Genomic DNA, 25,255 nt, shown 5'->3' on the forward strand with positions numbered 1-25,255 from the left:
TGCGCCGGGCCGTTGCCCCGCCTGCTACGCCAACCTAATTCTGGCGCCGTTTGCCCACATGCCAAAAACCAGTGCCACGCTGCTGATAATCGATGATGACGAAGTAGTGCGCGCGAGCCTCGCGGCCTATTTGGAAGACAGTGGTTTCAGCGTCTTGCAGGCCAGTAACGGCCAGCAGGGTCTTCAGGTATTCGAGCAAGACACGCCCGACTTGGTCATCTGCGATCTGCGCATGCCGCAGATGGGCGGTCTCGAACTCATCCGTCAGGTCACTGAGCGGTCACCGCAGACACCGGTGATCGTGGTCTCGGGCGCCGGCGTGATGAACGACGCGGTCGAGGCCCTGCGCCTGGGCGCGGCGGATTACCTGATCAAGCCTCTCGAAGATCTGGCCGTGCTCGAGCACTCCGTGCGCCGGGCCCTGGATCGTGCGCGTCTGCTACTGGAAAACCAGCGCTACCGCGAGAAACTGGAAAAGGCCAACCGCGAACTCGAAGCCAGCCTGAACCTGCTCCAGGAAGACCAGAACGCCGGTCGCCAGGTGCAGATGAACATGCTGCCGGAAAGTCCGTGGGCCATCGACGAATTCAGGTTTGCGCACCAGATCATCCCGTCGCTGTACCTGTCGGGTGATTTTGTCGACTACTTCCGGGTCGACGAGCGCCGGGTGGCGTTCTACCTGGCGGATGTATCGGGTCATGGCGCTTCTTCAGCGTTTGTCACCGTGCTGCTGAAGTTCATGACCACGCGCTTGTTGTTCGAATCCAAGCGCAACGGCACGCTGCCGGAATTCAAGCCTTCGGAAGTTCTCGGTCATATCAACCGGGGGCTGATCAGTTGTAAGCTGGGTAAACACGTCACAATGGTCGGTGGAGTCATCGACGAGGAGACCGGTTTGTTGACCTATAGCATCGGCGGCCATCTGCCGTTGCCTGTGTTGTACACGCCTGACAGTGTTCGCTACCTCGAGGGGCGCGGTCTGCCCGTGGGGCTTTTCAATGAAGCCACCTACGAAGACCACGTGCTCGAGCTGCCACCGACGTTCAGCCTGACGCTGATGTCTGATGGCATTCTGGATCTTTTGCCAGAACCCACACTCAAAGAAAAAGAAGCTGCCTTGCCCGAACGGGTCAAGTCGGCGGGCGGCAGCCTGGATGGTCTGCGGCAGGTTTTTGGATTGGCCACGCTAGGGGAGATGCCGGATGATATCGCCCTGTTGGTGTTGAGCAGGAATCTTTAATGAGTACCGGTAGAATCCAGTTCGCCGAGCAGGACGGCACCTTCGTCCTGAAGTTCGTCGGTGAAGTTCGCCTGACCCTGTGTTCGGCGTTGGATGCGACTATTGAAAAAATCTTCACCGCGCTGAATTTCAACGCGATCGTGATCGATTTGACCGAAACCCGCAGCATCGACAGCACCACGTTGGGCCTCTTGGCCAAGCTGTCGATCCTGTCGCGGCAGAAGGTCGGCCTGCTGCCGACCGTGGTCACCACCCACGAGGACATCACCCGTCTGCTGCAGTCGATGGGTTTCGAGCAGGTGTTCAATATCGTCAACCATCCCGTGCCGTGCCCGGAATGCCTCGATGACCTGCCAGATCAGGATCAGTCGGAAGAGGTGGTACGGATCAAGGTGCTCGAAGCGCACAAGATCCTCATGGGCCTGAACGACTCCAACCGCGAAGCGTTCCATGACCTGGTGAATGCCCTCGAACGGCACTGATCAGCCAGACCGCGAGGCACAAAAAAGGGCGAACCTGTAAGGGTTCGCCCTTTTTGCGTTTGCGCTCGGCCGATTACAGCTTGGCTTGCAGCAGCGCCTCGAGTTTTTCCTGGTCGCGGGCAAACTGACGGATGCCTTCGGCCAGTTTCTCGGTGGCCATCGCGTCTTCGTTGGACAACCAGCGGAATTGCGCTTCGTTGAGGCTCAGGCGCGCTTCGCCGGCATGGCCCGGAGCAAGTTTGCGTTCCAGCTTGCCGGTGTCGGCTGCCAGTTTCTCGATCAGGTCCGGGCTGATGGTCAGGCGGTCGCAGCCGGCCAGTTGCTCGATCTGGTTGAGATTGCGGAAGCTCGCGCCCATCACCACGGTCTTGTAGTCATTGGCCTTGTAGTAGTTGTAGATGCGCGTCACGGACTGCACGCCCGGATCGTCGGCGCCGGTGTAGTCGTTGCCGTTGGCCTTCTTGTACCAGTCGTAGATGCGGCCCACGAACGGCGAGATCAGGAACACGCCGGCATCGGCGCAGGCCGCGGCCTGAGCGAAGGAGAACAGCAGAGTCAGGTTGGTCTGGATGCCTTCCTTTTCCAGGATCTCGGCAGCACGGATGCCTTCCCAGGTCGAGGCGATCTTGATCAGCACGCGGTCACGGCCAACGCCGGCCTTGTCGTACAGTTCGATCAGACGATGGGCGCGCTTGAGCACCGCGTCCTTGTCGAACGACAGGCGCGCATCCACTTCGGTGGAAATGCGGCCCGGAATGACCTTGAGGATTTCCTGGCCGACCGCGACGCCGAAACGGTCGCTTGCCAGGCCGACATCGCCCTTGCAGTCGCGCACGCTGGCGTTCAGCAGTTCGGCGTAGGCCGGAATCGCGGCTGCCTTGAGCAGCAGGGAAGGGTTGGTGGTGGCGTCGACCGGTTTGACCCGGGCAATCGCTTCGAAGTCGCCGGTGTCGGCCACGACGGTGGTGAACTGTTTGAGTTGTTCCAGCTTGGAAGTCATGAGCGTGCTCTGTCCTATGGGTCTGGTGACATTACCCGAGCGTCGGCAGCCACTCAAGGGCATGTCGGCGTATCGAGCGCCCCGCTGACAACAACCTGAAAACGGCTGTTTGAAAGGCGGGGCGCGTTATCGATCAATACGATGCCAAAAAGGACCACAGGTTCAAAGCTACCGACCCGTTGCGCAGCGCCTATTCGGCGTTGAGTTGGGTCGAGGCCGCCGTTTGTGCCGGTTTCGACTGCCCGTCTGAGGTCAGCAGGCCGAAATTCTTCTCCCGGTCGTTACTGCCCGACTCGCTGTTCTTCCATTCGTAAATCGATGTCAGCGGGATGTTGAGTTTTTTAACATCGGCAATGAACGCAGAGATTTTACTCGCTTGCCCTTCCGGCCCGCCGTTGGAGGCGAGCGCCGAGATACCCCATTCACTGATGACGCCCGGCAGATGGAAGTTTTGCTGGATGAAGGTTTGCGCGTTGCTGATCTGCGTCGCGGTCATGCCGTAAGGGTGATAGGAAATGGCATCCAGACACTCAGGATAGGTGCCAAGAATGCTGTTGAGTGCCACGGTCGAGGCGGAGCCGGCCGTCGGCGGGCGGGCGAAACCGAATCCCACCAAGGGCGTCGATTGCGGTTTGCCTTGCAGCGTCTTGCACATGGCCGTCATGAACGGCACGAAGGTGTTTTTGAAGTCTCCGGTGGGCCAGTAGGTGTCGAGATCCGGCTCGTTCCAGATTTCGATCCCCACCAGTTGCGTGCTCCAGGCTTGCTCAAGCCCGCTCACCGCGTTGGCGAACGCTTCACCGGCGGTTGTCAGGTCGCCGGTCAACGGTTTGGTGGCGCGCACGGTCATCAAGACCGGCAATCCGGCGTAGCGAGCCGCCGCGAACGCATCGCTGATCTGTTTCTGATAGGCCTTGGCGCCGAGGCTGTCGCTCCACACGCCGAAGCGCACAAAGCTGAATCCGGCCGCTTTGATCTGCTCGGCGTCGGCCGGGGTGAAGTTCTGGATCTTGACCTGTACGCCGATGGTTCTGGCGGGCAGTGACGGGAACAACGCGCTGGCGTGAACCTGCGCGGTAGCACTGAGCATCAACAGGGCGGCGGCACCAAGATGTTTGAGATGTGCTGATTTCATGTCTGCTCTCCTGATGAGAATGACATCTAGCCAATAGTTATCTCGTTGCCTGTATTTCGATGACGAAGAGGGCGCGAAGTGCACGAATGTTATTTTTTGTCGGAAAACTTTCGCCCGAAAATCACAGTTATTTTTAGTCCGGTAATTCTGGTTGGGGGACTTTTAGAGGCCGTGGTACTTAATGCACCGGTATTAACGGGTGAATCTATTTCCGAGTGAAGGAAGGTCTTGCGGGTTCATTCGAATGTGCAAGGCATGTTGGCCGATTGACATTACACGGGAAAGTAAACCTTGTTCAAAAAGATTCTTGTCGTTTGCGTAGGCAATATCTGCCGAAGTCCGACAGCGGAACTTCTGTTGCGCAATGCACTGACACCTTCGGCGATCAGCGTGACCTCCGCAGGCCTGTCTGCACGGGTCGGCGAAAGCATGGAGTCGACCGCGCGCCGAGTGCTGGAAGACCACGGCCACAGTGCCGAAGGGTTCACTGCGCGGCAACTGACAGCGGACATCGTCAATGAATCAGACCTGATTCTGGTCATGGAAAAACAACATGTTAATCAAGTACTGAAGATTGCCTCTCACGCCAGGGGCAAAGTGTTTCTGCTGGGCAAGTGGCAGAGCGAACGAGAAATACAGGACCCGTATCGTCAGGGGCAAGCCGCTTTTATTCATGCCCATGCATTGATTGAAGATGCTGTTAGCTCATGGGCGCAACGCCTGGCGCGTTGATGAATATTCTTCAGTTCAGTGAATGGTAAGAAAGACTTATGCAGTTACCGTCAGTAATCGGCACCCGCGACAACGATCAAGACAGTATTGATCTTCTCGGCATCTTCGGCAGCCTGATCGATCAGAAATGGTTGATCGGTGCGTTCACCGGCGCGTTCATGATGACGGGTGTGGCCTATGCGATCTTGGCCACGCCGGTGTATCTGGCCAACGCGCTGGTGCAGGTCGAACCGAAAAAGAACGACATGCTCGGTTTTTCCGACCTCAACAGCATGCTCGGCGGGCAATCGCCGTCGGTGACCGAAATCGGCATCATCAAATCCCGCGCGGTGATCGGCAAGACGGTCGACGATCTGCGCCTGGATATCGACGTCACTCCCAACACTTTTCCGTTGATTGGCGGCTTTCTCTCTCGTCGCTATCGGGGTGAGACCGAACTCAGCGTCGCGCCACCGCGTTTCGGCCTGAGCAGCTACGCCTGGGGCGGTGAGCGCCTGGAGTTTGCCAAGCTCAATCTGCCCAAGGAACTGCTGGGCAAGAAACTCACCTTGATCGCTGGCGAGCAGCATCGCTTTCAACTGCTCGACGACAACGACAACCTGCTGGTTGACGGCGTGGCGGGCGAAGCCTTCGCGCAGGACGGCGTAGAAGGGCAGATCACGCAGCTGTTGGCCAACCCCGGGACCCGTTTCGAAGTGGTGCGCTACCCGCGAATCGTGACCATTCAGGGTTATCAGGACGCGCTGGACATCTCCGAGCAAGGCAAGGAATCGGGGATCATCCGTCTGGCCCTGGCCAGCAGCGATGCTGCCGAAGCAGTGAAGATTCTCAACAAGATCGCTTCGCTGTACGTGGATCAGAACGTACGCCGTACCTCTGCCGAAGCCGCGCAGAGCCTGGCCTTCCTGCAAAGCCAATTGCCGCAGGTCAAGCGTGACCTGGCCAAGGCCAGCGATGCGCTCAACGCCTACCAGACCCACGGCAAGACCGTGAACATCTCGCTGGAAACCCAATCGGTGCTCGGCCAGTCCGTGGCGCTCGAAACGCGGATTTCCGAGCTGAAGCTGCAACAGGCGGAGATGGACCGCAAGTTCACCAAACAGCACCCGGCCTACCGCGCGCTGATGACCCAGATCGGTGAACTGACCCAGCAACAGCGCTCGCTGGAAGGCAAGGTTCAGGACCTGCCGGCCACGCAGCAGGAATTGCTCAACCTGACCCGCGATGTCGAAGTCGCCTCGCAGATCTACACCCAGTTGCTGAACAAATCCCAGGAGCTGGACATCATCCGCGCCGGTGCCGTGGGTAACGTGCGTCTGGTGGATACGGCGGACGTCGACCTGACCAGCCCGGTCAAACCGAAAAAAGCCCTGATCGTGCTGATCGCCACTTTCCTCGGCGCCTTCGTCGGCGTGGCGCTGGTGCTGTTGCGCAAATCCCTGAGCAAGGGCCTGGAAGGGCCGGAAGGCATCGAGCAGCTCGGCTTGCCGGTCTACGCGTCGATTCCCTACAGCGCCCTGCAACAGGAAGAGGACAGCAAAAAAGTCCGGGCCAAAGTCACGGCGGACACGCCGGCGTATCTGCTGGCCCTGCGCAACCCGACGGACCTGTCCATCGAATCGATCCGCAGCCTGCGCACCTGCCTGCATTTCGCGGCGCTGGATTCGACCAACAACCGCATCATGATTTCCGGCCCTAGCCCGCAGGTCGGCAAGACCTTCGTCTCTTCCAACCTCGCGGCGGTCATGGCCCAGAGCGGGCAGCGCGTCGTGCTGATCGACGCCGACATGCGCAAGGGGCATCTGCACAAGACCCTGAACACGCCGATCACCAACGGCTTGTCCGATCTGCTGGTCAAGCGCTGCACCCTCGATCAGGCGATCAACAAGGTCGAAGTCGACAACCTGCACTTCATCAGCCGTGGCCAGGTTCCACCGAACCCTTCCGAGCTGTTGATGCACGCCAATTTCCGCGAACTGCTGGCGCAACTCAGCGAGCGCTATGACGTGGTGATCATCGACACGCCACCGCTGCTGGCCGTGACCGATGCGGCGATTGTCGGCCGTGAAGCCGGCATCAGCCTGATCGTCGCGCGGTTCGGGGTGAACCCGGCCAAGGAAATCGAAATGACGATTCGTCGTTTCGCCCAGAACGGTATCGAGTTGAAGGGCGCGGTATTCAACGGCGTCGAGAAGCGTGCGGCCAGCTATTACGGCAACGGCAGCTATTACAACTACGAATACGCGTCCGACCAGTCCTGAATCTCAGCGACGGTCCTTACAGGCATGAAAGTGGGTGGGTTGTGAAAAAAATACTGCACGTGGCGGAAACGATCAAAGGCGGGGTGGCGACGGTCATCCGCACGATTTCGGCGGCTCCGGAAGACGGGCGCTATGAGCTGGTGTATCTGGTCCCGCTCGACCAGAAGAAAGAACTGCATGGCATCGATGCACAGCAGATCCGCACCTTTGCCCGAAGCGGGCGGAATGTGCCGTCGCTGCTGCGTTTTGCCTGGCAGCTGGCGCGGGTCCTGCTCAAGGAAAATCCCGATGTGGTGCATTTGCACAGCACCTTTTCCGGGGTGATCGGCCGTTGCGTGTGCGTGCTCCTGCGGCCGTGGCGCAATCCGAAAATCGTCTACTGCCCCCATGCGTTTTCGTTCCTGATGGAAAGCTCGCCGATCAAGCAGAAAGTCTATGCGTGGATCGAGCGGGTGCTGCAGAAGGTCACCGACAAGATCATCTGCGTCAGCCAGTTCGAGCTGGACAAGGCCGCGAAATTTGGCATCGAGCGCCAGCGCATGACGCTGATCTACAACGGCATCGATCACAAACATGACGAACGCAAGGCCAACGATCCGGCACCGATTCATTTGCTGTTCGTCGGTCGCCTCGACTACCAGAAAGGCTTCGACGTGTTGCTCAAGGCCTACAGCGAAGCAAAACGTAGCGACCTGAAACTGACGGTGGTGGGCAGCGCGGTGAACGAGGACGTCGTCGAATGTCCGCCGCTGGACGGGGTGGAATACCTGCCCTGGGTGACGCCAACCGAGGTGCACGCGCTGTATCAGCAAGCCGATGCGCTGATCGTGCCGAGTCGCTGGGAAGGCTTTGCCATGGTGCCGCTGGAAGGCATGGCGCTGGGTCTGCCGGTGATCGCCAGCGACTGCACGTCGTTGCCCGAGCTGGTCACCCATGGCGTGTCCGGTTACGTGTTCCCCGCCGGTGATCATCAGGCGTTGGCCGATCGGCTGAAGAAAATCCAGAAGCCTGCGTTGTCGGCCCTCGGCATCGAAGGTCGGCGCATCGTCCGCGAGCGTTTCAGCGCCGCGTTGATGATCCGCCAGACCTACGACGTGTATTCCGCTCCCTCTTATTAAGTAGAACTCCGCTCATGAACGTAACGATTTTGCATGGCTACAGTGCCTCCAACTCCGGCGATGGTCTGCTGGTCGATCTGGCCATCGCCCTGGTGCAGCGCAACTTTGGCGAAGACACCGCGATCAGCGTTGTGGCTTCCGATCCGGACTCTTTCAAGTACCTGCCGCACCCGCGTTTCGACGCGCCGGTGATGGCGGCGAAGGGCCTGGGTCGGGTCAAAGAAGCGGTGTTCCTCAACCAGTCCTACGCGGGGCTGGCGGATCTGTTGAAGAAAACCGATCTGATCGTCGGCGTCGGCGGCGGCTACATGCGTTCGAAGAGCGCCTTCGAGCACATCAAGCTGAAACTCGGCCACGCCAAGCAACTGGAAACCGCGATCCTCAGCAAAGTGCCGTCGGTGTACCTGCCGCAAAGTATCGGGCCGTTCCACGGCGACAGCGACAAGATCGTCGGCCACTACGCCAGCGCCGACGCGGTGTTTGTGCGCGATAACCGTTCCTCGGCGCTGTTCGATGCTTGCGAGAATGTCTACCGCGCACCGGACCTCGCGGTGCAGGCGCTGGCCGGCAAGATCCTTCAGCAACCCAAGTTCACCCGCTGCGCCTCGACGCCGGCGACGGTGTGCGTGGTGCTGCGCAAACCGCCGGCGTGGAGCAAGGAAAAGAAGCTCGCCTACGTGGCCAACCTGAAAGTGCTGCTGCAGCGCTTGAAGAACAAAAGCAAAGTGGTCTGCGCTGTACAGAGCGCCGTGCGCGGTAACGATGACGGCGCGTTCTATCGCGAACTGGGCATCACCGAAGACCTGTTGCCGCTGAAGGCGACGCTGGCCAAATACCAACCGGACCTGGTGATTTCCGTACGCCTGCACGGCGCGATCGAATCGCTGCTTTCGGGAGTGCCGGCGTACCACATCAGCTACGAACGCAAAGGCTTCGGCGCCTATCAGGACATGGGCGTCGAGGACTGGGTCATCAACGGCGGCGACATCAATGTCGACACCATCATCGACACCGTTTACGCGCCTGACGCGCTGTCGAATTTCGGCAAACGCCTGACCGACACCTGCCGCGAGATCGAGGCGAAAACCGTGGCCATGGACGACATCATCAAGGGCGTCATTCGATGATATTCCGGCTGTTGCTGCGGGGCGGGGCACTGGGCGCGAAGTTCCTGCTGGTGCTCGCCATCACCCATTACCTCGGTTACGAGGCGCTGGGTTTTTACGGCGTGGTGGTCGCGGCGTCGTTGATCGCGTCGAAGTTCTACAGCGTCGGTTTCAGTTCCGAGATCAACCGGTTGATCAGCGTGGGCGGCAGTTCACGCCGGGTCGTGGACAAGGTGCTGTTGTTGTACCTGGCCGTGGGCCTGGCGCTGTCGGTGCTGACGGTGGTGATTTATTCACTGTTCCAGTCGGTAGAAGCGACCACCGCGCTGATCGCCTGCGTGACGCTGGTACTGCTCACCGAGCATCTGTCGTTCGAGATCAACTCGTTCGTGTTTTCCGCGCAGAAAGCCACGGCGGGTGCGCTGCTGTTTTTCATCAAGACCGGGCTCTGGGCATTGCTGGCCGTGGGCGGGATGGCGCTCGGCTGGGTGTCCGCAATCGCCAGCGTGTTGTGGCTGTGGGTCATCGCCAACGTGCTGGTGATTGTCGCCGGTTACCTGATCGTGGTGAATGTTCATCGCGGGCGGGAAGAGGGGACGCTGGCCACTGCCGCAGTGTGGAAAGCCGGGTTGCCGTTTTACCTCGGCACTGGCCTGATCGCCCTGAGTCAGTACGCCGAACGCTTTCTGATCATCGACCTCGAACCTTACGCCAGCCTCGGTAAATACGTGTACGCGTGGTCGGCGGCCAACACCTTGCAGGCGCTGTCTTACGCGGTGGTGGCGGTGGTCGGCATTCCGCTGCTCGCCAAGCGTTATCAGGCCGATCAGCAACCGTTCACGGTCCGGCAGTTGTTCGTGAACAAATGGGTCGCACGTTCGCTGGTGGTGTCGGCGGCAGTCGCGGTTGGGATTTATCTGTTCTTCAACGTGGTGCTCGATTACGTCGCCACCAGCGTTCCGCGTCCGGACAACGGCATCCTCGGCGTGCTGATTTTCTCCTTCGCCCTGCGCGCCATTGGCGACATCGTCTGGGGCGGGTTGATCGCCTCGAAAAACAGTCGGGTGTCCCTCGCCAGCGCGGCCATTTGTCTGTTGGTTTCAGTGCCGGTCAGTTACCTGCTGATCAAGCACTATTCGATCTACGGCGCGGCCTGGGGCAACGTCTTTGCGATCATCGTGCAGCTCGGGGTGATTGCGCTGCTGACTCGCGCCACGCGCGCGAAAAAGGCTGTCGTGTCATGGGCCTGAAACTTCCGTGTATCGAGTTTCGCGGTCGCCGTCTCGATTCGTCGCTGTCGTTCCTGATCCTGTTCACCGGGCTGTTTCTGTCGGTGGCGATGCCGCTGCTGATTCCCCGCGATCCCGGCCCGGATGCGATGACCCTGTGGTCGTCCTATGCCCGGGCCGACAACTGCAATTTCTGGAACCCGTTCTCGCCGGATCGCTCCTCCTACGAGTGTTCGGCGTTCCTGCTGCGGCCCACCGGGATCAACCTGACCAACGCCTGGGCCTACGGGATGTTCTGCAACTTCTTCCTCACGGCGATTCCCGTGGTGGTGTTCCGGCGCATGCCGCTGACCATCTTCGGAACCCTGTGCCTGTGGGGCATCGTGCGTTCGTTTTTCCTGGAAAACCTGACCAAGGAAATCATCGTGTCGGTGGCGGTGTTGAGCATTCTGTTCAGCTCGTTGACGCGCAAATATCGCGGCGGATTTTTCCTCTCGGCGGTGATCTACGGCGTGCTGATTCGGCCTTACTGGATTCTGTTTTCGCTGTCGTGGGTCGGCGTCTGCGTGATGAAGAAATACGTCTCGCGCACGACCTTCTTCCTGATGCTGTTCCTGTTCTATCTCGCGGTTGCGATGGCGATCCAGCTGGCGCTGGGCTTTCCGGTGTCGTCGATTCGCGCCAGCAACAACGAACTGCGCACGGCGGGCGAGGAGGGTTCCAAATCGCTGATCGTGTCGTGGCTCAGCGGCAGCGACTTCGTCTCGCAGGCCCTGGACTCGATGATCATTTTCTTCCGGTTGTCGTTCCCCGTTGAGCTGATCCTGCTGTCCGGACCGGGCCAGGTGATCTTCGTGGCGTTGATGATCATGACCGCGCTGCTGCTGTTCAAAGTCATCACCTCGACCGATTACAAGGGCGCGCCGATCCAGACCAAACCCAAGGAACTGATCGCGATTCCGCTGGCGTTCCTGCTGGTTCAAGGCTTGTTCGAACCGGACTTCGGCTCGTTCGCCCGGCACTTTTCGATGGTGGTGCCGGTGCTGTTTGTGGGCCTGGGTCTGATGCTGCGGGCGAACAAACCGGTGAAGGTTGAATCAAGAATTCTGAATTGAGGCGGGTGCTTTATGTCGAGCAAGAAAAAGTCCCTGGAGATCGAAACCCTGCGTGGCCTGGCGTGCCTGTTGCTGGTGCTCTATCACGTGATCGGGCCGTTGGGCGGTGGTTTGAAAATCGACATCGGCTCGCCGTTCCGGGTGATCGCCGATTCGATGGTGTACGTGCGCATGCCGCTGTTCACCTTCATCTCCGGCTACATCTATTCCATCTACAAGATTCGCGGCAATGACTTTTCCGCGTTCTTCAGCGGCAAGGTGCGGCGGCTGATCGTGCCGCTGTTTTGCGTGGGTGTGCCGTTCTCGGTGTTGCAGGCGGTGGGGCCGGGCGTGAACAAGGACGTCAGCGTGATGGATGCGCTGTTGTCGTTCTATGTGCCGATCAACCACTTCTGGTTCCTGCAGGCGGTGTTCATCATTTTCATGTTCGTCGGCCTGCTGGAATGGCGCGGTTTGCTGCGCACGCCAACACGCCTGTACCTGTTGTTCGCGTTCGCGGCGGCGGTGTTTCTGTTGCCGCCGTTTCCGCTGGACGCATTCGGCATCAACGGGGCGATTTATCTGTTGCCGTTCTTTGTGGCGGGCATGATCGGTCAGGAGAAAGTCAGCGAGCTGAAGCAGACGTTCAAGGTGATCGGCCCGCTGGTGTTTGTGCTGATCTCGCTGACGCTGCTGTACGTGGCGTCGGTGAACCGCGAGCTGATCGTCGACCGCCGCAGCCTGATCGGCCTGACGGTGGGCTGCGTGTCGTGCATCGCGCTGCTGTCGAGTGACATGCGCTCGAAGGCGCTGACCTGGCTCGGCGGTTATTCCTATGCGATTTTCCTGTTTCATGTGTTGTTCGCCGCCACGTCGCGCTCGATCCTCGGCCGCTTGGGCGTGAAAGATGAAAGCGTGCTGGTGTTCTGCGGCGTGACGTGTGGCTTGCTCGGGCCGGTGGTGTTGTCGATGATTTTCAGTCGGTTCAATTTCACCTCCGTGCTGTTCCTCGGCGAACGTGCCGCGACGAAAAAGAAACCGGCGGCGACCATCGCACCGGTGGCGCAGACCCGATGAAGGAAGCGATCCATGCTGGCTGTTGATGATGTGCCGCCGGTAGCGGCGTCGGTGGTGCAAATCGGCGACGCTCGCGAGCGGTTTGGCCAGTGGCGTGAAGGCAGGGCCGGCAAGGTCTTGTCGATCTCGGTGATCGGCGACAGCTACAGCGCCGGGCAGGATTTCTACCTGAACAAACTGGTGCAGCGCGTGGCCGGGGAGGTCGGGTTTGCCGGGCCGGGTTATGTCGGCTTCAACCACGGTGCAGCGCTGGGCGGCACGCATTTCAAGTACACCCGCAGCAGCGAGAAATACTTCGGCGGCGACTGGCAGGTCTCCGGCCTCGGCCAGGCCAGCCCCGACAGTCGCACGTTGACCGGCCGCCCCGGCGCCTGGCTGCAAGTTGAGGCCAGTCCGACGCCTGCCATCAACACCGCCGTCACTCAGGCGAAACTGCTTTACCTCGGCAACGGTGAGTCCAGCGAGTTGCGTTATCGCTGGTCACCTTCTGCCGACTGGCAGCCGTTGAAACTCGCAGGCGAGGGCGTTCAGGAAGTCCCGCTGTCCGGCACGTCGGCAGCCACCGATTGGGCTTTCAGACTGGAAGTGGTGAAGGGCGCGCCGACCCTGTTCGGCCTGTGGCTGAGCAACGATCAGAACGGGGTTCGGGTGTCGAAACTGGCAGCGTCCGGCGCGGCGTCCGCTGATTTCTATCACGACGATGCCCGCTGGCAGGCGCAGTGGAAAGCCGTGGTGTCGAAGATTCCCGCAGACATTTACCTGATCATGCTCGGTGGCAACGACCAGGGTTTTGGTGTGAAGCCCGAGCAGTATTTGCACAATGTCCAGGGGCTGGTCGGCATGCTCCGCGAGATTCAACCGGCGGCGAGCATCAACCTGATCCTGCGTCAGGACACCACCCGCTCCAGCGCCTATCCGATGTCGGCTTATGCGCAGGTCATCGAGCCCTGGGCCCGTGAGCAACAGCTGGGTTATGCCAATCTGCAATGCGCGTTCGGCACCGACGTCAAACGCTACGCGGCGGCCATGATTGGTCCGGACAAGATTCATCCAGTGCCGGCCACGGGCGGGCGGGTGATTGCCGATTACTTCTATCGTTGGGTTGTGGGCGGACAGCAAAAAGTCTCGCCACAGGACAACTGTGGCGAGACTTCGAAGTAGCCGTCAGTTGTCGAACAGATCCAGATGGCTCAGCAGCTCTGCGGTTTTCTGCGGCATCAACTGCGTCACGCAACGGGTTTCGACGTTGACGATGATCGCCGGGTCGTTGCAGCAGATCCGCACGCGAAAACGCCAGTCGCTGAAAATCACTTTCAGGCCGTCGCGGTCATCGACCTCCAGCGCCTGTTCGCCGTAGATCCGTTTCAGGTGGGCGAGCAGGGGATAGGGATCGCGCATCGGTCGGCGTATGTCCCCGGAGGAGGGAAACACACCGATGCGATCGACCAGCAGCAGGGTGCCCAGCCACGGGCCATTGGCGCTGGGCAATGGCTGATGGCGGGATAACCAGCTCATCACCCCGAGGTTGTCCACCTCACGTTCAATCTCTGCGGAATGTTGTGCAATGTTCATGGTTGCCTCGTTGGATGTGCGTGCTGCAATGAATCAGTGGGGGCCGCTCAGCGGCCCTTCAGGTAAACGTTGTCGTAGCAGAAGTTGGTCGCCTGCAGGTAACCCTCGGCGTCGCCGCAGTCGAAGCGCAGCCCCTTGAACTTGTAGGCCAGCACGCAACCGTTCTGCGCCTGTTTCATCAGGGCGTCGGTGATCTGGATTTCGCCACCCTTGCCCGGTTCGGTGTCGGCGATCAGGTCGAAGATGTCCGGCGTGAGGATGTAGCGGCCGATGATCGCCAGGTTCGACGGTGCGTCTTGCGGGGCCGGTTTTTCCACCATGTGGTTGACCCGGTAGATACCCTCGGAAATCGCCTCGCCGGCGATCACGCCGTACTTGTGGGTCTGGTCGCGCGGGACTTCCTGGATGGCGACGATCGAGCAGCGGAATTTCTTGTACAGCTCGATCATCTGCGTCAGTACGCCGTCGCCTTCGAGGTTCAGGCACAGGTCGTCCGCCAGTACCACGGCGAAAGGCTCGTCACCGATCAACGGGCGGCCGCTGAGAATCGCGTGGCCCAGGCCTTTCATTTCCACCTGACGAGTGTAGGAAAAGGTGCAGGTGTCGATCAGCTCGCGAGTGCCGGCCAGGAATTTCTCTTTCTCGGTGCCACGGATCTGGTGTTCGAGTTCGTAGCTGATGTCGAAGTGGTCTTCCAGTGCGCGCTTGCCCCGTCCGGTGACGATGGCCATGTGTTGCAGGCCGGCGTCCCGCGCTTCTTCAACGGCGTATTCGATCAACGGCTTGTTGACGATCGGCAGCATTTCCTTGGGCATGGCTTTGGTGGCCGGCAAGAAACGCGTGCCATAACCGGCAGCGGGGAACAAACATTTACGGATCATAAAAGTTTCCTGGTCATTCATGGCGCACTGCCATCGTTTATTGCAATAACGAAGGTTGCAAGTTATTGAAGCTGTACTTTAATACCTGACTTGGGAGATGAGTGGCAAATAGCAATGAGTGTAAAACACGACAATGTTATGAGATGTCGGTTTGACAGTTATTGGTTATTTTTAGTCGGCATCCGTTGATAGTGATGAATGCGCGGGAGTGCTAATAAGTACCAGGCAATACAGTTTGGCTTGTAAAAATATTTATAGCCAGTGATTGAACTGTTTTTGTTTCTGGTTGTTGTCGCGCTGTTTGTGTGAATCAAGACACACATTAAACAAACAGCGCTTGACAAGCGAGTTGGCACTTTTCCCACTATGGACCGCGCTATGAAGATTCTGGTAACGGGTGGCGCCGGCTATATCGGCTCGCACACCACACTTGCACTACTTGAAGCAGGTTATGAAGTTGTAGTTCTGGATAATCTTTGCAACAGCAGCGACGCCGCCTTGCACGCGGTGGAAGCCATTTGCGGCAAAAGTGCGCTGATGATTCGCGGAGATGTCTGTGACCGGGCCCTGCTGGACCGGATTTTCCAGCAGCACGCTATCGACGCCGTGCTGCACTTCGCCGGGCTCAAGGCTGTCGGCGAGAGCGTGCGCAAGCCGCTCGAATACTACGAAACCAACGTCAGCGGCAGCATCACGCTGTGCCAGGCGATGGCAGCGGCGGGGGTGTTCCGGCTGGTGTTCAGCTCGTCCGCCACGGTGTACGGCGAGCCGGCGCAGATGCCGATCCGCGAGGACTTCCCGACCGGCACTCCGACCAATCCCTACGGCCAGTCCAAGCTGATCGTCGAGAACGTGCTGCGCGACCTGTGCCAGTCCGAACCGCGCTGGAGCATCGCTCTGCTGCGCTACTTCAACCCGATCGGCGCGCATCACAGCGGCCAGATGGGCGAAGACCCCAACGGCATCCCCAACAATCTGGTGCCTTACATCAGCCAGGTGGCGGTCGGCAGCCTCAAGGAATTGTCGATCTTCGGCGACGATTACCCGACAGTCGATGGCACCGGCGTGCGCGATTACATCCATGTGGTGGATCTGGCGGACGGGCATTTGAAAGCCCTGCAATCGATCGCCGACCGCACCGGCATTCATACCTGGAACCTCGGCACCGGCGACGGCTACAGCGTGTTGCAGGTGCTGCGCGCCTTCGAGCAGGCCTGCGGGCAGCCAGTGCCGTTCCGCGTGATGCCACGGCGTTCCGGGGATATCGCCGAGAGCTGGGCCGACGCCTCCAAGGCGGCAAAGGAGCTCGGCTGGAAAGCCACACGCAACTTGCAGGACATGGTCACCGACACCTGGCGCTGGCAATCGAATCATCCCCGGGGTTATCAGGGATGATGGCGTTTTAGTGCAATGTTAGTTTCAGTCAGGTTGTTAGATATCGTCGGGAAATTAGACTGGCAATGCCTTTTGCAAGTCCGTAGATATAAACCTGCCGTTCGACTTTTATCAGTTGGGTAAGACTGTGAAAGAACAACGGATCTTGTTCGCGCTTTTTGCGACTTGAACTCTACCACCTCTAACGAACACCCGATGTTCAGGTGCAATGTTAGAAAGGAGTTGATATGAAGAAAGTGATGGCGATCGCCCTGTTGACGATGTTGAGCAACTGGGCCTCCGCAGCTGAAGCGCCGCTTACAGCAGTGACCAATGTATCTGGCAGTGTCGCGGCTTCTACAGCGCCTGCTGCCAGTACTGCCATGGTCGCCAGTGCTGTAGCGGCGTCCAACAGTGGTGGAAGTGCCAACGGCGGTACAACGGGTACCACCGGTACCACGGGTACAACCGGCACGCACAACTAACTGAAGTATCTGTTGGTGCAGTACAAGGTCGCCCGACGAAAGTCGGGTGACTTTGTTTTTGGATTCGCCCTTGAATAGCGTAGTGCCATTATGACCCGTCGTTTTTCTCTTTTATTGTTGGCAAGTATCGCTTTGCAAGGTTGCATGTTCTCCCCCGGCCAGTACCTGAGCACCAGTAGCATCACGCGCCAGGGCGCCAGCGAAAGCAGCCGGGTCGAGCTCATTCAGATCACCCCCAAGCTCATCGCCATGAACCGCGCCACGTACAAGCGTGAGTCGGTGCCGGCGGAGTTGTTGGCGACCCCGGCCGAATACCGCATCGGCAGCAACGATGTGCTGTACATCACGGTCTGGGATCATCCCGAGCTGACCGCCCCTTCGGGTGCGCAGCAGCAGATCGACGCCAACGGCCGTCTGGTGCGCTCCGACGGCACGTTGTATTACCCGTACATCAAGGAAGTCCAGGCCGCCGGCAAAACCATCCAGCAACTGCGCTCGGACATCGAGCAACGCCTCTCGGCGTTCATTGCCGAGCCGCAAGTGGATGTCGCGGTGCTGCGTTTCGCCAGCCAGAAAGTCGTGGTCTCGGGCGCCGTGGCCAAGGCCGGCCCCCAGGCGATTTCGACCAACCCGCTGAGCGTGGTCGAGGCCCTCGGTTCGGCCGGTGTCGATACCAACAATGCCGATTTGTCCGGGCTGATGCTGACGCGTAACGGGCGGGTCTATCCGCTCAATCTCGACGCGCTGAATCAGCAGGATTCCGAATTGCAGAACGTCTACCTCAAGGGTGGCGATCAGCTGTATCTGCCGTACAACGACAACAAGCGCATCTACGTGATGGGCGAGGTCAACCAGCCGCGTGCGCTGAGTTTCAAGACCGCCACCATGAACCTGTCCGACGTGCTCGGTTCGGTCGGCGGCTTGAGCCAGACCACCTCCAACGGCAACGCCGTGTACGTGATTCGCGGGGTCGAAAACCTCGATGTCGAGCCGGCGAAAATCTATCAGCTGGAAGCCGAATCGCCGACCGCCATGGCGCTCGCTTCGCACTTCGAAGTGCGGCCCCAGGACGTGGTTTATGTCGGGCCTGCCAACGTGACTCGCTGGAATCGCCTGATCAGTCAGTTGGTGCCGTCGGCATCGATTGTCGGGACCGGAGCTTCCGCTGCGAAGAACTGGAGCGAATACAGTAACAACAGCAAATAAGGCCGCCGACTGTGAAAACGTTGAAAGTGGGCGTGTGCCTGATGGCGGCCGTGTTGTTGAGTGGCTGCAATCCGCTGATGAGCGCTTCGTTGAACAACCTCAAGGCGTCGGTCATCGGACCGGATGAACTCGATGTGTCGGCGGAGCAGGTGGCCGGGGTCAAGTATCCCCAACTCAAACTGACCACGCCGTCCGGCTCCGGGGTACTGGCGCTGGTGCGCGAGCGTGAGGATCTGCAGTTCTGGGTCGCCTCCGGCAAGCAGGTGTTGTTGATGCGCGACGGCCTGGCGATGCGCAGCATCGGTCTGGGCGCGGAGGGCGATCTGGACGGCACGCGCCTGTCCGATGACTCGCCGTTCAAACAGGGTCTGCATCGCATCACCGACGGCTACACCAGCCGCCGCTGGATCGACCTCTACAAGGGCCAGGAAGTCGGGATCATCGTCAACAGCCGCTTCTCCCGAAAATCCCTGGAAACCCTCGAGATTCTCGACAAGGAATACACCGTGCTGCGTGTCGATGAGCAGATTGACGCGCCGGCCATCGGCCTGCGCGCGACCAATCGTTACTGGGTCGATCCGGTGGACGGTTTCATTGTGCAGAGTGAACAGCAACTGACCTCGCAGTTGCGGGTCAGGATCGTGCAACTGACCCCTGACCGCAGGCATGTCCCGTGAAGCGGCTCAGAGCGCTGTCGGCGTGTTTGATGTTGCTCACCGGGGGCAGCGAGGCAGCGGTCATCGTCAGCGGTGATGTGGTCAACCCGGGCCCGATCGAATTGCCGGCGGGCGGGCGTTTGCGCGATGTGATCGGCGAGGCTGTACCGAATGCCGAAGGCTACTGGCTGGCGGGCGTTCTGTTGCGTCAGTCATTGCTGGAAGAACAGACGCGACTCAAGGTCGGCGTGCTGTTCGATCTGGATGTGCTGCAGCGCATGGCGATGCTGTTCGACAAGCCGAGTCGAGCGGCGCTGGCACAGCGTCTGGCCGAGCAGGTCCGGCAGATGCCGGTGACCGGGCGGCAGATTGCCGATCTCGATCCGGTGGCGGTGGAAGTCGGCTTCGCCCGCAACATCCGTCTCGACGATGGCGATCAACTGATCTACCCGAAACGGGTCGACGAAGTCGAAGTGCTGGGCGCGGTCGCCGAGCCGTGCCGCTTGCCTTACCAGCCGTTGCAGGAGGCCCGCGAATACCTGCAGGGCTGCACGTTGCTGGAGGCCGACGCCGATGCCGACTACCTGTGGCTGATCCAGCCCAACGGCGAATCACGGCGGGTCGGCATCGCCCACTGGAACCGCGAGAGCGGGCAGATGCCCATGGCCGGCAGCAAGATTCTGGTGCCGGTGAAAAACGATGATCTGGATCCGCCTGTCCCTGAACTGAATCAGCAGTTGGCCGAATTGATTGCCACGCAGTTGGCTGAGGTGGTTCGTTGAATTTGCGTTTTGCAGCTGTGTTGTTATTGCCGTGTGGCCTGGTGCATGCCGAGCCACGCATTACCCAGAATGACTTCGGCGGCGTCGGTCTGTTGCAGACCCCGACCGCGCGCATGTCGCCCGCCGGTGAGTTGAGCGTCAACGCCAACCGCACCGAACCGTACAGCCGATACAGCGTTTCGTTGCAGCCGCTCGACTGGCTGGAAGGTTCGTTTCGCTACACCGCCATCACCAACCGTCCGTACGGTTCCGAAGCGCTGAGCGGCAGCCAGAGCTATAAGGACAAGGCGGTCGACGCCAAGGTCCGGCTGTGGCAGGAAAGCCACTGGGCGCCGGAAGTGGCGCTGGGCTTTCGAGACATCGGTGGTACCGGTTTGTTTGCCAGTGAATTCTTCGTGGCCAACAAGCGCTATGACAATTTCGATTTCAGCGCCGGCATCGCCTGGGGTTACATCGGTAATCGTGGCGACTTCGACAACCCGCTGGGCTGGGCCAGTGATCGCTTCAAGACCCGCCCGGACCTGGAAGGCACCGGTGACGTCAACGCCGGGTCATACTTTCGCGGCAAGCCTGCGTTTTTCGGCGGCGTGAGTTACCAGACACCCTGGGATCGCCTCAGCCTGAAACTCGAATACGAAGGCAACGACTACAAGCACGAGCCGAAGGACAACGTCATCAAGCAGGACTCGCCGATCAACCTCGGCGCGGTGTTCAAGGTGACCGATTCCCTCGACCTGAGCGCCGCGTGGGAGCGGGGCAACACGGCGATGTTCGGCGTGACGTTCCACACCAATTTCGTCAGTCGCAAGGCCCCGGCCAAGACCTTCGACCCACCGGCCGAACCGCTGCCGGCGAAGGCGCCGAGCACGACGATGGAGGAGGTCAACTGGGCCGACGTATCTCGGCGTTTGCAGCAGAACGCCGGCTACAAGGTCGAGCGCATCACCCAGCGCGATTCCGAACTGATCGTGTACGGCGAGCAGCAGCGCTACTTCCATTCGCCTAAGGCCGTCGGCCGCGCGAGCCGGATTCTCGACAACAGCGTCAACGACGACATCGACTGGTTCACCGTGGTCAACAAGCGTTACGACCTGCCGCTGGAAGAAACCAGCGTGCCCCGGCAGACCTTCCGCGAAGTGCTCAACAACGAGGAGCCGCTGGAGTCGCTGCACCGCACCACCGAAATCAATCCGGCGATGCCGCGCAACGAGAAAACCCTCTACACCGAAGCGCCGCAGCACTTCAATTACGGCGTCGGCCTGGGCTTCAAACAGAACGTCGGCGGCCCCGATGGCTTGCTCTATCAGTTCACTGCCGATCTGGATGCCGAGTACCGCTTCAACCGCAACACCTGGTGGAACGGTTTGCTCAGTCAGAACCTGATCAACAACTTCGACAAATTCACCTACGACGCACCCAGCGGCCTGCCGCGTGTGCGCACCGACTTGCGTCAGTACCTGACCACGTCGGACACCACCATGCCGCTGTTCCAGGTCAGCCACGCCGAGCAACTGGACAAGGATTTGTACGGCATGGTCTACGGCGGTTATCTGGAGTCGATGTTCGCCGGGGTCGGGGGCGAGGTGCTGTTTCGTCCGACCGGCAAGCGCTGGTCGATCGGTGCGGACCTGAACTACGTGCGTCAGCGTGAATTCGATCAGGGTTTCGGCCTGCGTGATTACTCGGTCTGGACCGGCCACGTCACTGGCTACACCGACCTGCCGTTCGACACGCTGGCTGCGGTCAGCGTCGGGCGTTATCTGGCGGGCGACTTTGGCGGCACGGTGGATATCTCCCGCGAGTTCTTCAACGGCGTGCGCTTTGGCGCCTGGGCGACGATCACCACCGCCGGCAGCGCCGAGTATGGCGAGGGTAGTTTCGACAAGGGGCTGTACCTGTCGATTCCGTTCGACGAAATGATGAGCATGTCGACCATGCGCCGCGCCAACCTGGTGTGGGCGCCGCTGACCCGTGACGGTGGCGCGCGGCTCAACCGCAGCTTCCAGCTGCATTCGATGACGGACAGTCGGGAAGGGGACATGTTCTATCGGAACTTCGGGAAGATTACCGAGTAGGTTCGGGAGAGCGGGGAGTCAGTGGGAGTGGGGTTGCTCCGGGCGGTGTTCCACCGCTATCGCGAGCAGGCTCGCTCCCACATTTGTTTGAGGTGAATAGCAAATCCTGATCCGCTCATCATCCTTGTGGGAGCGAGCCTGCTCGCGATGGCGCTAGTACAGCCAACATCAAAGCATCTGTCACTCCTCGGCTTCAGAGCCCCGACCACCCCCCAAATCCCGCCCACAAAAAAGGGGACTTTCGTCCCCTTGCGGTGTTGCCTTCTCAAGCCCTGCGCCTCAGTAAATATCCTTCGACAGCAAGGTGAACGGCGTCTTCACCAGGATCTTCACATCCAGCCACAGCGACCAGTTGTTGATGTACTTCAGATCGATCTCAACACGCTTTTCCATCTTGTCGAGGGTGTCTGTCTCGCCCCGGCAACCGCTGATCTGCGCCAGGCCAGTGATGCCCGGTTTGATTCGGTGACGGGCCATGTAGGCGAGGATCTTGCCCGAGTAGTAGTTGTTGTGCGCCACGGCGTGCGGACGTGGGCCGACCAGTGCCATGTGCCCTTGCAGCACGTTGAACAGTTGCGGCAGCTCGTCCAGCGAAGTGCGACGGATGAAACGACCGACTGGAGTGATGCGCGAATCGTTGCGGCTGGCCTGTTTGACGTCACGGTCATCGTGCACGCGCATCGAGCGGAATTTCCAGACCTTGATCACCTTGCCGTTCCAGCCGTGGCGATCCTGCTTGAAGAACACCGGGCCGGGCGAGGTGAGCTTCACCGCCAGCGCCACTGCCAGCAACACCGGGCTCAACAGGATGATCGCCAACAGGGCGACGGCTTTTTCCACCAGACTTTTGCTCAGCGCAGCGGTCGGGCGGCTGGTCAGCGGGCTTTCGTTGAGGTAGATCGCCGGCAGACCGTCCACGACTTTCACCGAGTGGTTGAGCAACGTCAGGCTGTTCAGGTCCGGCACCCAGACCACGTCAACGTTGGCATCCAGCAGATCGACGTACATGGCTTCGATGTTGGCGGCTTCCGACAGCGGCAGGGTGATGTACAAGCGGCGGATGTCGTGGGTCTGGATCAGCTCGAGCAATTCGTCCTGAGCGCCGACGACGCGAGGGGCGTCCGCTTCCAGAGAAGGCTTGTCGCCGTTGCTGACCAGGCCGACCAGCGGCAGGTTTTCGTGCTGGCTCAACTTCTTCGCCAGGCCCAGCGCCAGTTCGCCGGTGCCGACGATCAGGGTCTTGTGTTCGCTTTTGCGCGAACGCTGGTAGAACTTCGAGAACGCATGCAGCGGTGCGTACAGCAGCGCCTGACCGAGGAAACCGTACACCGCCCACTCAAGGATGACTTGCCGAGAGAACAGCGCATCGGCCTTGCAGATGAAGGCGATGAACGCCAGCCCGGCCATGGTCATGAACCAGCCCACGAACAGTCGACCCAGCCCGGTCAGGTAATTGTCTCGCTTTCGATACGCACCGCTGAAGGTATAAGCCGGCACCGAGGCCAGTACCGCCAGGATCGTGCACATCCGGTAGTAGAACTCGACGGTGCCCGTGTGCTGTTCGGCGAGTATGAACAACAGTGAAACAATGAAAGTCTGTGCCAGCGCCCATTGGCCCCAAAAGGTCAGTCCCTTGAGGCCGGTGTTTCGATTGATACGAAGAGAAAGATCCATACGATATCCCCAAAAGACGTCCATTCAGGTTTCGACAGTAGAAAACCGAGTTGTTAAGCAGACTTGTTATTGTTGTTTGAGCCAGTGTCCTGAGGTAACAACGCCGGAATGCGGAACTGTCGTCAGTCAATAGACTAAGTTATTGCCGGGGATGCTGTCTGACGAGTTCTAACAAGATGGCACAGTGCCAACTTATTTAAATTTCCAATATTCAAACGTTAGAAAAGGTCGAAAGGCAGGGGGTGAATAATCAATCTTGTGTTTGCTATCGTAGGTGGGGTCAGGAGGCGGGTATAACCAGGGAGGGGTGTAACCAAACAGAGTGCTTTTTTATTTTTGTAATCGCACTTGTATCTGTTTGTCTTGTAGTGGGGGATGTTGTTTAGGCAACAACTTCCTGGATCAGGCAATAACCGCGATTGCGTACGGCACGAAACAATCGTTCACCGTTGCTGGCGTTCTTGAATTTGTCTTGAAGACGGCTTAGGCACATTTCCAGTCCCCGGTACTGCTCCGGCTCGCGACCGATGCTGAGGATCAGATCGTCCCGACTGACAACACGTTCTTCATGGTGGAGCATTTTACGGACCAGTGCGGTTTCGAGCCCGGTGAGACTGATTTCGACACCCTCTTTCGTCAATGCACCCTGATCATTGTCCAGGTGCCAGGCTTCAGTGCAGGGCGCGTCGGACTCGATCGTTCGGGAAGTGTCAGCGGGGTCTTCGGCCATGGCCGTGGAACTGTGGAACGAATGCGCCGATTGTGCTGCCAGCCATTCCGATTCGAGAGTGGCCAATATGCGCTGGGTATCATGTTCGATGCTGCGTGCGACATGCTTCCTTGTGCCGCGTGGGTAAGTGAACTCCATCAGCATCGGAGTGGAAGAGGGCGAAGCAACACCTTCAATAAACATTTGTGCCTGGGACGTGCCAAACGAATTGAAACGTTCGCTGGAGAGGATGTTCTCAAGTTCACGTTGCGACGCCGAGCTATTAGTCACGACAACAAAGTATTTTCTTGGGAGGGTTGTGCTGGTTTCCATGTCTCTCTCCTAAAGTACACACCAAATTTGGCGAAAAAATAATGGGCAGGCGAGCAATGTTTTCCTCGGAAATAATCGACAGGCAGGGTCTGGGCCCAATGATGGCCCTCGATAAGTTCCACTCGGTCTGCTTTTAGAGTAATGGTTTATTGTTATGTTTAAGTGTTGCAGCGCTCATGCAATTGACAGCTTTTTATTAGATATGTGACGCAGTTAAAACAGTGAGACATCGGATTTTTAGCGCGTTGCATCAGACGTTCCCTCGTAAGCTGCAAAAGAGTGATTCCCTGAATCAGGCGGTCGAGATCAACCCCCTCATCAGACGATAGCCATACCCGCGGATGCTCTGTATGGCGTTCGTACCGTACACGTCCTTGATTTTCCCACGCAAGCGGCTGATGGATTTTTCCAGCGCCCGAGGATCGTAGAAATGGGTGTTGAGCCCCATGATGCTGGCGATTTCATCATGGCTGAGAATGTGATTGCCGGTCTGCGCAAAGGCTTGCAGGATCTTCATTTCGGCAAAGGAGATATCGAGTTTCTTGCTGGTGTCCGAGAGGCAGATGCGGGTGGGGTCCAGCACCAGGCTGATATCACGCTGCCATTCTTCACTGTTGAAGAACTCGCCCAGCAGTTCGCCGCTTTCATCGGATAAGGTATTGAGTTTGATACAGAAGTCGGCACCGGCCAGGAAATACTTGATCTTGTTGAACGCGCCGCGCCCGGTGATCACCGCACAAATGATCGGCTTCAAGTTGTCACTGCGCAGGCTTTCCACCCGTGCCAGGTTGTCTTCAAGAGCCTGAGGGCTGTCGATGACAATGAATATGGCCCGATACAAACCGTGATATTCATTTTGCTGATATGAACTAGCGTAAGAGTCGGCCTCAATGGCCAGATCAGACTGCACATGCTTCGCGATTAGCGCGCTAAAGTGTTCAGCCACGCCACGGGTACGACCCAGAGTGAGAACACCTGGTTCGTCGCTTGTGCGGCGCGGGCTTCTAGTCGCTAAGTTACCTGTGAGCATCATG

Annotated in this window: 23 protein-coding genes; 16 read left to right on the forward strand and 7 right to left on the reverse strand. The window is 59.1% G+C overall.

Annotated features, from left to right (window positions below):
• The first annotated feature begins 58 nt into the window (after nt 1-58).
• Together rssB and rssC are read left to right on the forward strand one after the other, a co-directional pair.
• On the forward strand, nt 59-1,240 hold the full coding sequence (gene rssB, locus CAF90_RS20045; protein ID WP_007951615.1) for a two-component system response regulator RssB: 1,182 nt from the start codon (nt 59-61) through the stop codon (nt 1,238-1,240).
• The gene (gene rssC / locus CAF90_RS20050; RefSeq protein ID WP_003226553.1) at nt 1,240-1,722 is read left to right on the forward strand and encodes an anti-sigma factor antagonist RssC; all 483 of its coding nucleotides are present in this window, start codon (nt 1,240-1,242) and stop codon (nt 1,720-1,722) included. The genes rssB and rssC overlap by 1 nt, the downstream gene beginning before the upstream one ends.
• A 73-nt stretch (nt 1,723-1,795) precedes the next feature.
• Here rssC and tal read toward each other — a convergent pair whose 3' ends face one another.
• Both tal and CAF90_RS20060 read right to left on the reverse strand, forming a co-directional pair.
• On the reverse strand, nt 1,796-2,722 hold the full coding sequence (gene tal / locus CAF90_RS20055; protein WP_085608222.1) for a transaldolase: 927 nt from the start codon (nt 2,720-2,722) through the stop codon (nt 1,796-1,798).
• 190 nt (nt 2,723-2,912) lie between these two features.
• The gene (locus CAF90_RS20060; protein WP_085608223.1) at nt 2,913-3,857 is read right to left on the reverse strand and encodes a glycosyl hydrolase family 5; all 945 of its coding nucleotides are present in this window, start codon (nt 3,855-3,857) and stop codon (nt 2,913-2,915) included.
• A 291-nt stretch (nt 3,858-4,148) separates the two neighbouring features.
• On the opposite strand from CAF90_RS20060, the gene CAF90_RS20065 reads away from it, so the two are divergent.
• From CAF90_RS20065 to CAF90_RS20100, 8 genes are read left to right on the forward strand one after another with little or no spacing between them, the layout of a single operon-like run.
• Nucleotides 4,149-4,589, forward strand: a complete 441-nt coding sequence (locus CAF90_RS20065; RefSeq protein ID WP_085608224.1) for a low molecular weight protein-tyrosine-phosphatase — start codon at nt 4,149-4,151, stop codon at nt 4,587-4,589.
• Nucleotides 4,590-4,627: 38 nt separating this feature from the next.
• Nucleotides 4,628-6,850, forward strand: a complete 2,223-nt coding sequence (locus CAF90_RS20070; RefSeq protein WP_085608225.1) for a polysaccharide biosynthesis tyrosine autokinase — start codon at nt 4,628-4,630, stop codon at nt 6,848-6,850.
• 41 nt (nt 6,851-6,891) lie between these two features.
• The gene (locus tag CAF90_RS20075; protein WP_085608226.1) at nt 6,892-7,968 is read left to right on the forward strand and encodes a glycosyltransferase; all 1,077 of its coding nucleotides are present in this window, start codon (nt 6,892-6,894) and stop codon (nt 7,966-7,968) included.
• Nucleotides 7,969-7,982: 14 nt separating this feature from the next.
• A complete protein-coding gene (locus CAF90_RS20080; protein WP_007951622.1) occupies nt 7,983-9,095 on the forward strand; it encodes a polysaccharide pyruvyl transferase family protein in 1,113 nt (370 codons plus the stop codon).
• On the forward strand, nt 9,092-10,324 hold the full coding sequence (locus CAF90_RS20085; protein WP_085608227.1) for a polysaccharide biosynthesis C-terminal domain-containing protein: 1,233 nt from the start codon (nt 9,092-9,094) through the stop codon (nt 10,322-10,324). Before CAF90_RS20080 ends, CAF90_RS20085 begins: the two co-directional genes overlap by 4 nt.
• Nucleotides 10,315-11,418: a hypothetical protein gene (locus CAF90_RS20090; protein ID WP_007951624.1), complete on the forward strand. Its 1,104-nt coding sequence runs from the start codon at nt 10,315-10,317 to the stop codon at nt 11,416-11,418. The genes CAF90_RS20085 and CAF90_RS20090 overlap by 10 nt, the downstream gene beginning before the upstream one ends.
• Nucleotides 11,419-11,430: 12 nt before the next feature.
• Nucleotides 11,431-12,474 (forward strand): acyltransferase family protein, encoded by a 1,044-nt coding sequence (locus CAF90_RS20095; RefSeq protein WP_085608228.1) that lies wholly within the window; start codon nt 11,431-11,433, stop codon nt 12,472-12,474.
• A 12-nt stretch (nt 12,475-12,486) separates the two neighbouring features.
• Complete coding sequence (locus CAF90_RS20100) at nt 12,487-13,635, forward strand: GDSL-type esterase/lipase family protein (protein ID WP_085608229.1); 1,149 nt, start codon at nt 12,487-12,489, stop codon at nt 13,633-13,635.
• 3 nt (nt 13,636-13,638) lie between these two features.
• Here CAF90_RS20100 and CAF90_RS20105 read toward each other — a convergent pair whose 3' ends face one another.
• Together CAF90_RS20105 and galU are read right to left on the reverse strand one after the other, a co-directional pair.
• On the reverse strand, nt 13,639-14,046 hold the full coding sequence (locus CAF90_RS20105; protein WP_085608230.1) for a mannose-1-phosphate guanylyltransferase: 408 nt from the start codon (nt 14,044-14,046) through the stop codon (nt 13,639-13,641).
• A 47-nt stretch (nt 14,047-14,093) separates the two neighbouring features.
• The gene (galU, locus tag CAF90_RS20110) at nt 14,094-14,927 is read right to left on the reverse strand and encodes a UTP--glucose-1-phosphate uridylyltransferase GalU (RefSeq protein ID WP_007951629.1); all 834 of its coding nucleotides are present in this window, start codon (nt 14,925-14,927) and stop codon (nt 14,094-14,096) included.
• Between the two features lie 378 nt (nt 14,928-15,305).
• Between galU and galE the strand changes: the two genes are divergently transcribed.
• The 6 genes from galE to CAF90_RS20140 all read left to right on the forward strand — a co-directional run bounded on the left by galE (nt 15,306) and on the right by CAF90_RS20140 (nt 21,505).
• Nucleotides 15,306-16,322 (forward strand): UDP-glucose 4-epimerase GalE, encoded by a 1,017-nt coding sequence (galE, locus tag CAF90_RS20115; protein WP_085608231.1) that lies wholly within the window; start codon nt 15,306-15,308, stop codon nt 16,320-16,322.
• Nucleotides 16,323-16,549: 227 nt separating this feature from the next.
• A complete protein-coding gene (locus tag CAF90_RS20120; RefSeq protein WP_003226528.1) occupies nt 16,550-16,786 on the forward strand; it encodes a hypothetical protein in 237 nt (78 codons plus the stop codon).
• Nucleotides 16,787-16,876: 90 nt separating this feature from the next.
• A complete protein-coding gene (locus CAF90_RS20125) occupies nt 16,877-17,992 on the forward strand; it encodes a polysaccharide biosynthesis/export family protein (RefSeq protein ID WP_176240358.1) in 1,116 nt (371 codons plus the stop codon).
• Nucleotides 17,993-18,003: 11 nt separating this feature from the next.
• Nucleotides 18,004-18,669, forward strand: coding sequence for a YjbF family lipoprotein (locus CAF90_RS20130; RefSeq protein ID WP_085608232.1), 666 nt, complete (start codon nt 18,004-18,006; stop codon nt 18,667-18,669).
• A gap of 29 nt (nt 18,670-18,698) precedes the next feature.
• On the forward strand, nt 18,699-19,430 hold the full coding sequence (locus CAF90_RS20135; RefSeq protein ID WP_085608378.1) for a capsule biosynthesis GfcC family protein: 732 nt from the start codon (nt 18,699-18,701) through the stop codon (nt 19,428-19,430).
• Entirely contained in the window at nt 19,427-21,505 is a 2,079-nt protein-coding gene (locus CAF90_RS20140; RefSeq protein ID WP_085608233.1) for a YjbH domain-containing protein, read from the forward strand. The genes CAF90_RS20135 and CAF90_RS20140 overlap by 4 nt, the downstream gene beginning before the upstream one ends.
• 279 nt (nt 21,506-21,784) lie before the next feature.
• Here the strand turns inward: CAF90_RS20140 and CAF90_RS20145 are convergent, their stop codons facing one another.
• The 3 genes from CAF90_RS20145 to CAF90_RS20155 form a co-directional block, all read right to left on the reverse strand.
• Nucleotides 21,785-23,179 carry an undecaprenyl-phosphate glucose phosphotransferase gene (locus CAF90_RS20145; protein ID WP_007951635.1) on the reverse strand — a complete coding sequence of 465 codons (1,395 nt, stop codon included), beginning with the start codon at nt 23,177-23,179 and terminating at the stop codon, nt 21,785-21,787.
• Nucleotides 23,180-23,561: 382 nt separating this feature from the next.
• Nucleotides 23,562-24,221 (reverse strand): helix-turn-helix domain-containing protein, encoded by a 660-nt coding sequence (locus CAF90_RS20150; RefSeq protein WP_085608234.1) that lies wholly within the window; start codon nt 24,219-24,221, stop codon nt 23,562-23,564.
• 292 nt (nt 24,222-24,513) lie between these two features.
• A complete protein-coding gene (locus CAF90_RS20155; protein WP_085608235.1) occupies nt 24,514-25,254 on the reverse strand; it encodes a winged helix-turn-helix domain-containing protein in 741 nt (246 codons plus the stop codon).
• Between the last annotated feature and the right edge of the window lies 1 nt (nt 25,255).

Source organism: Pseudomonas sp. B37(2017) (assembly GCF_002112885.1).
Lineage (GTDB): Bacteria > Pseudomonadota > Gammaproteobacteria > Pseudomonadales > Pseudomonadaceae > Aquipseudomonas > Aquipseudomonas paraglycinae.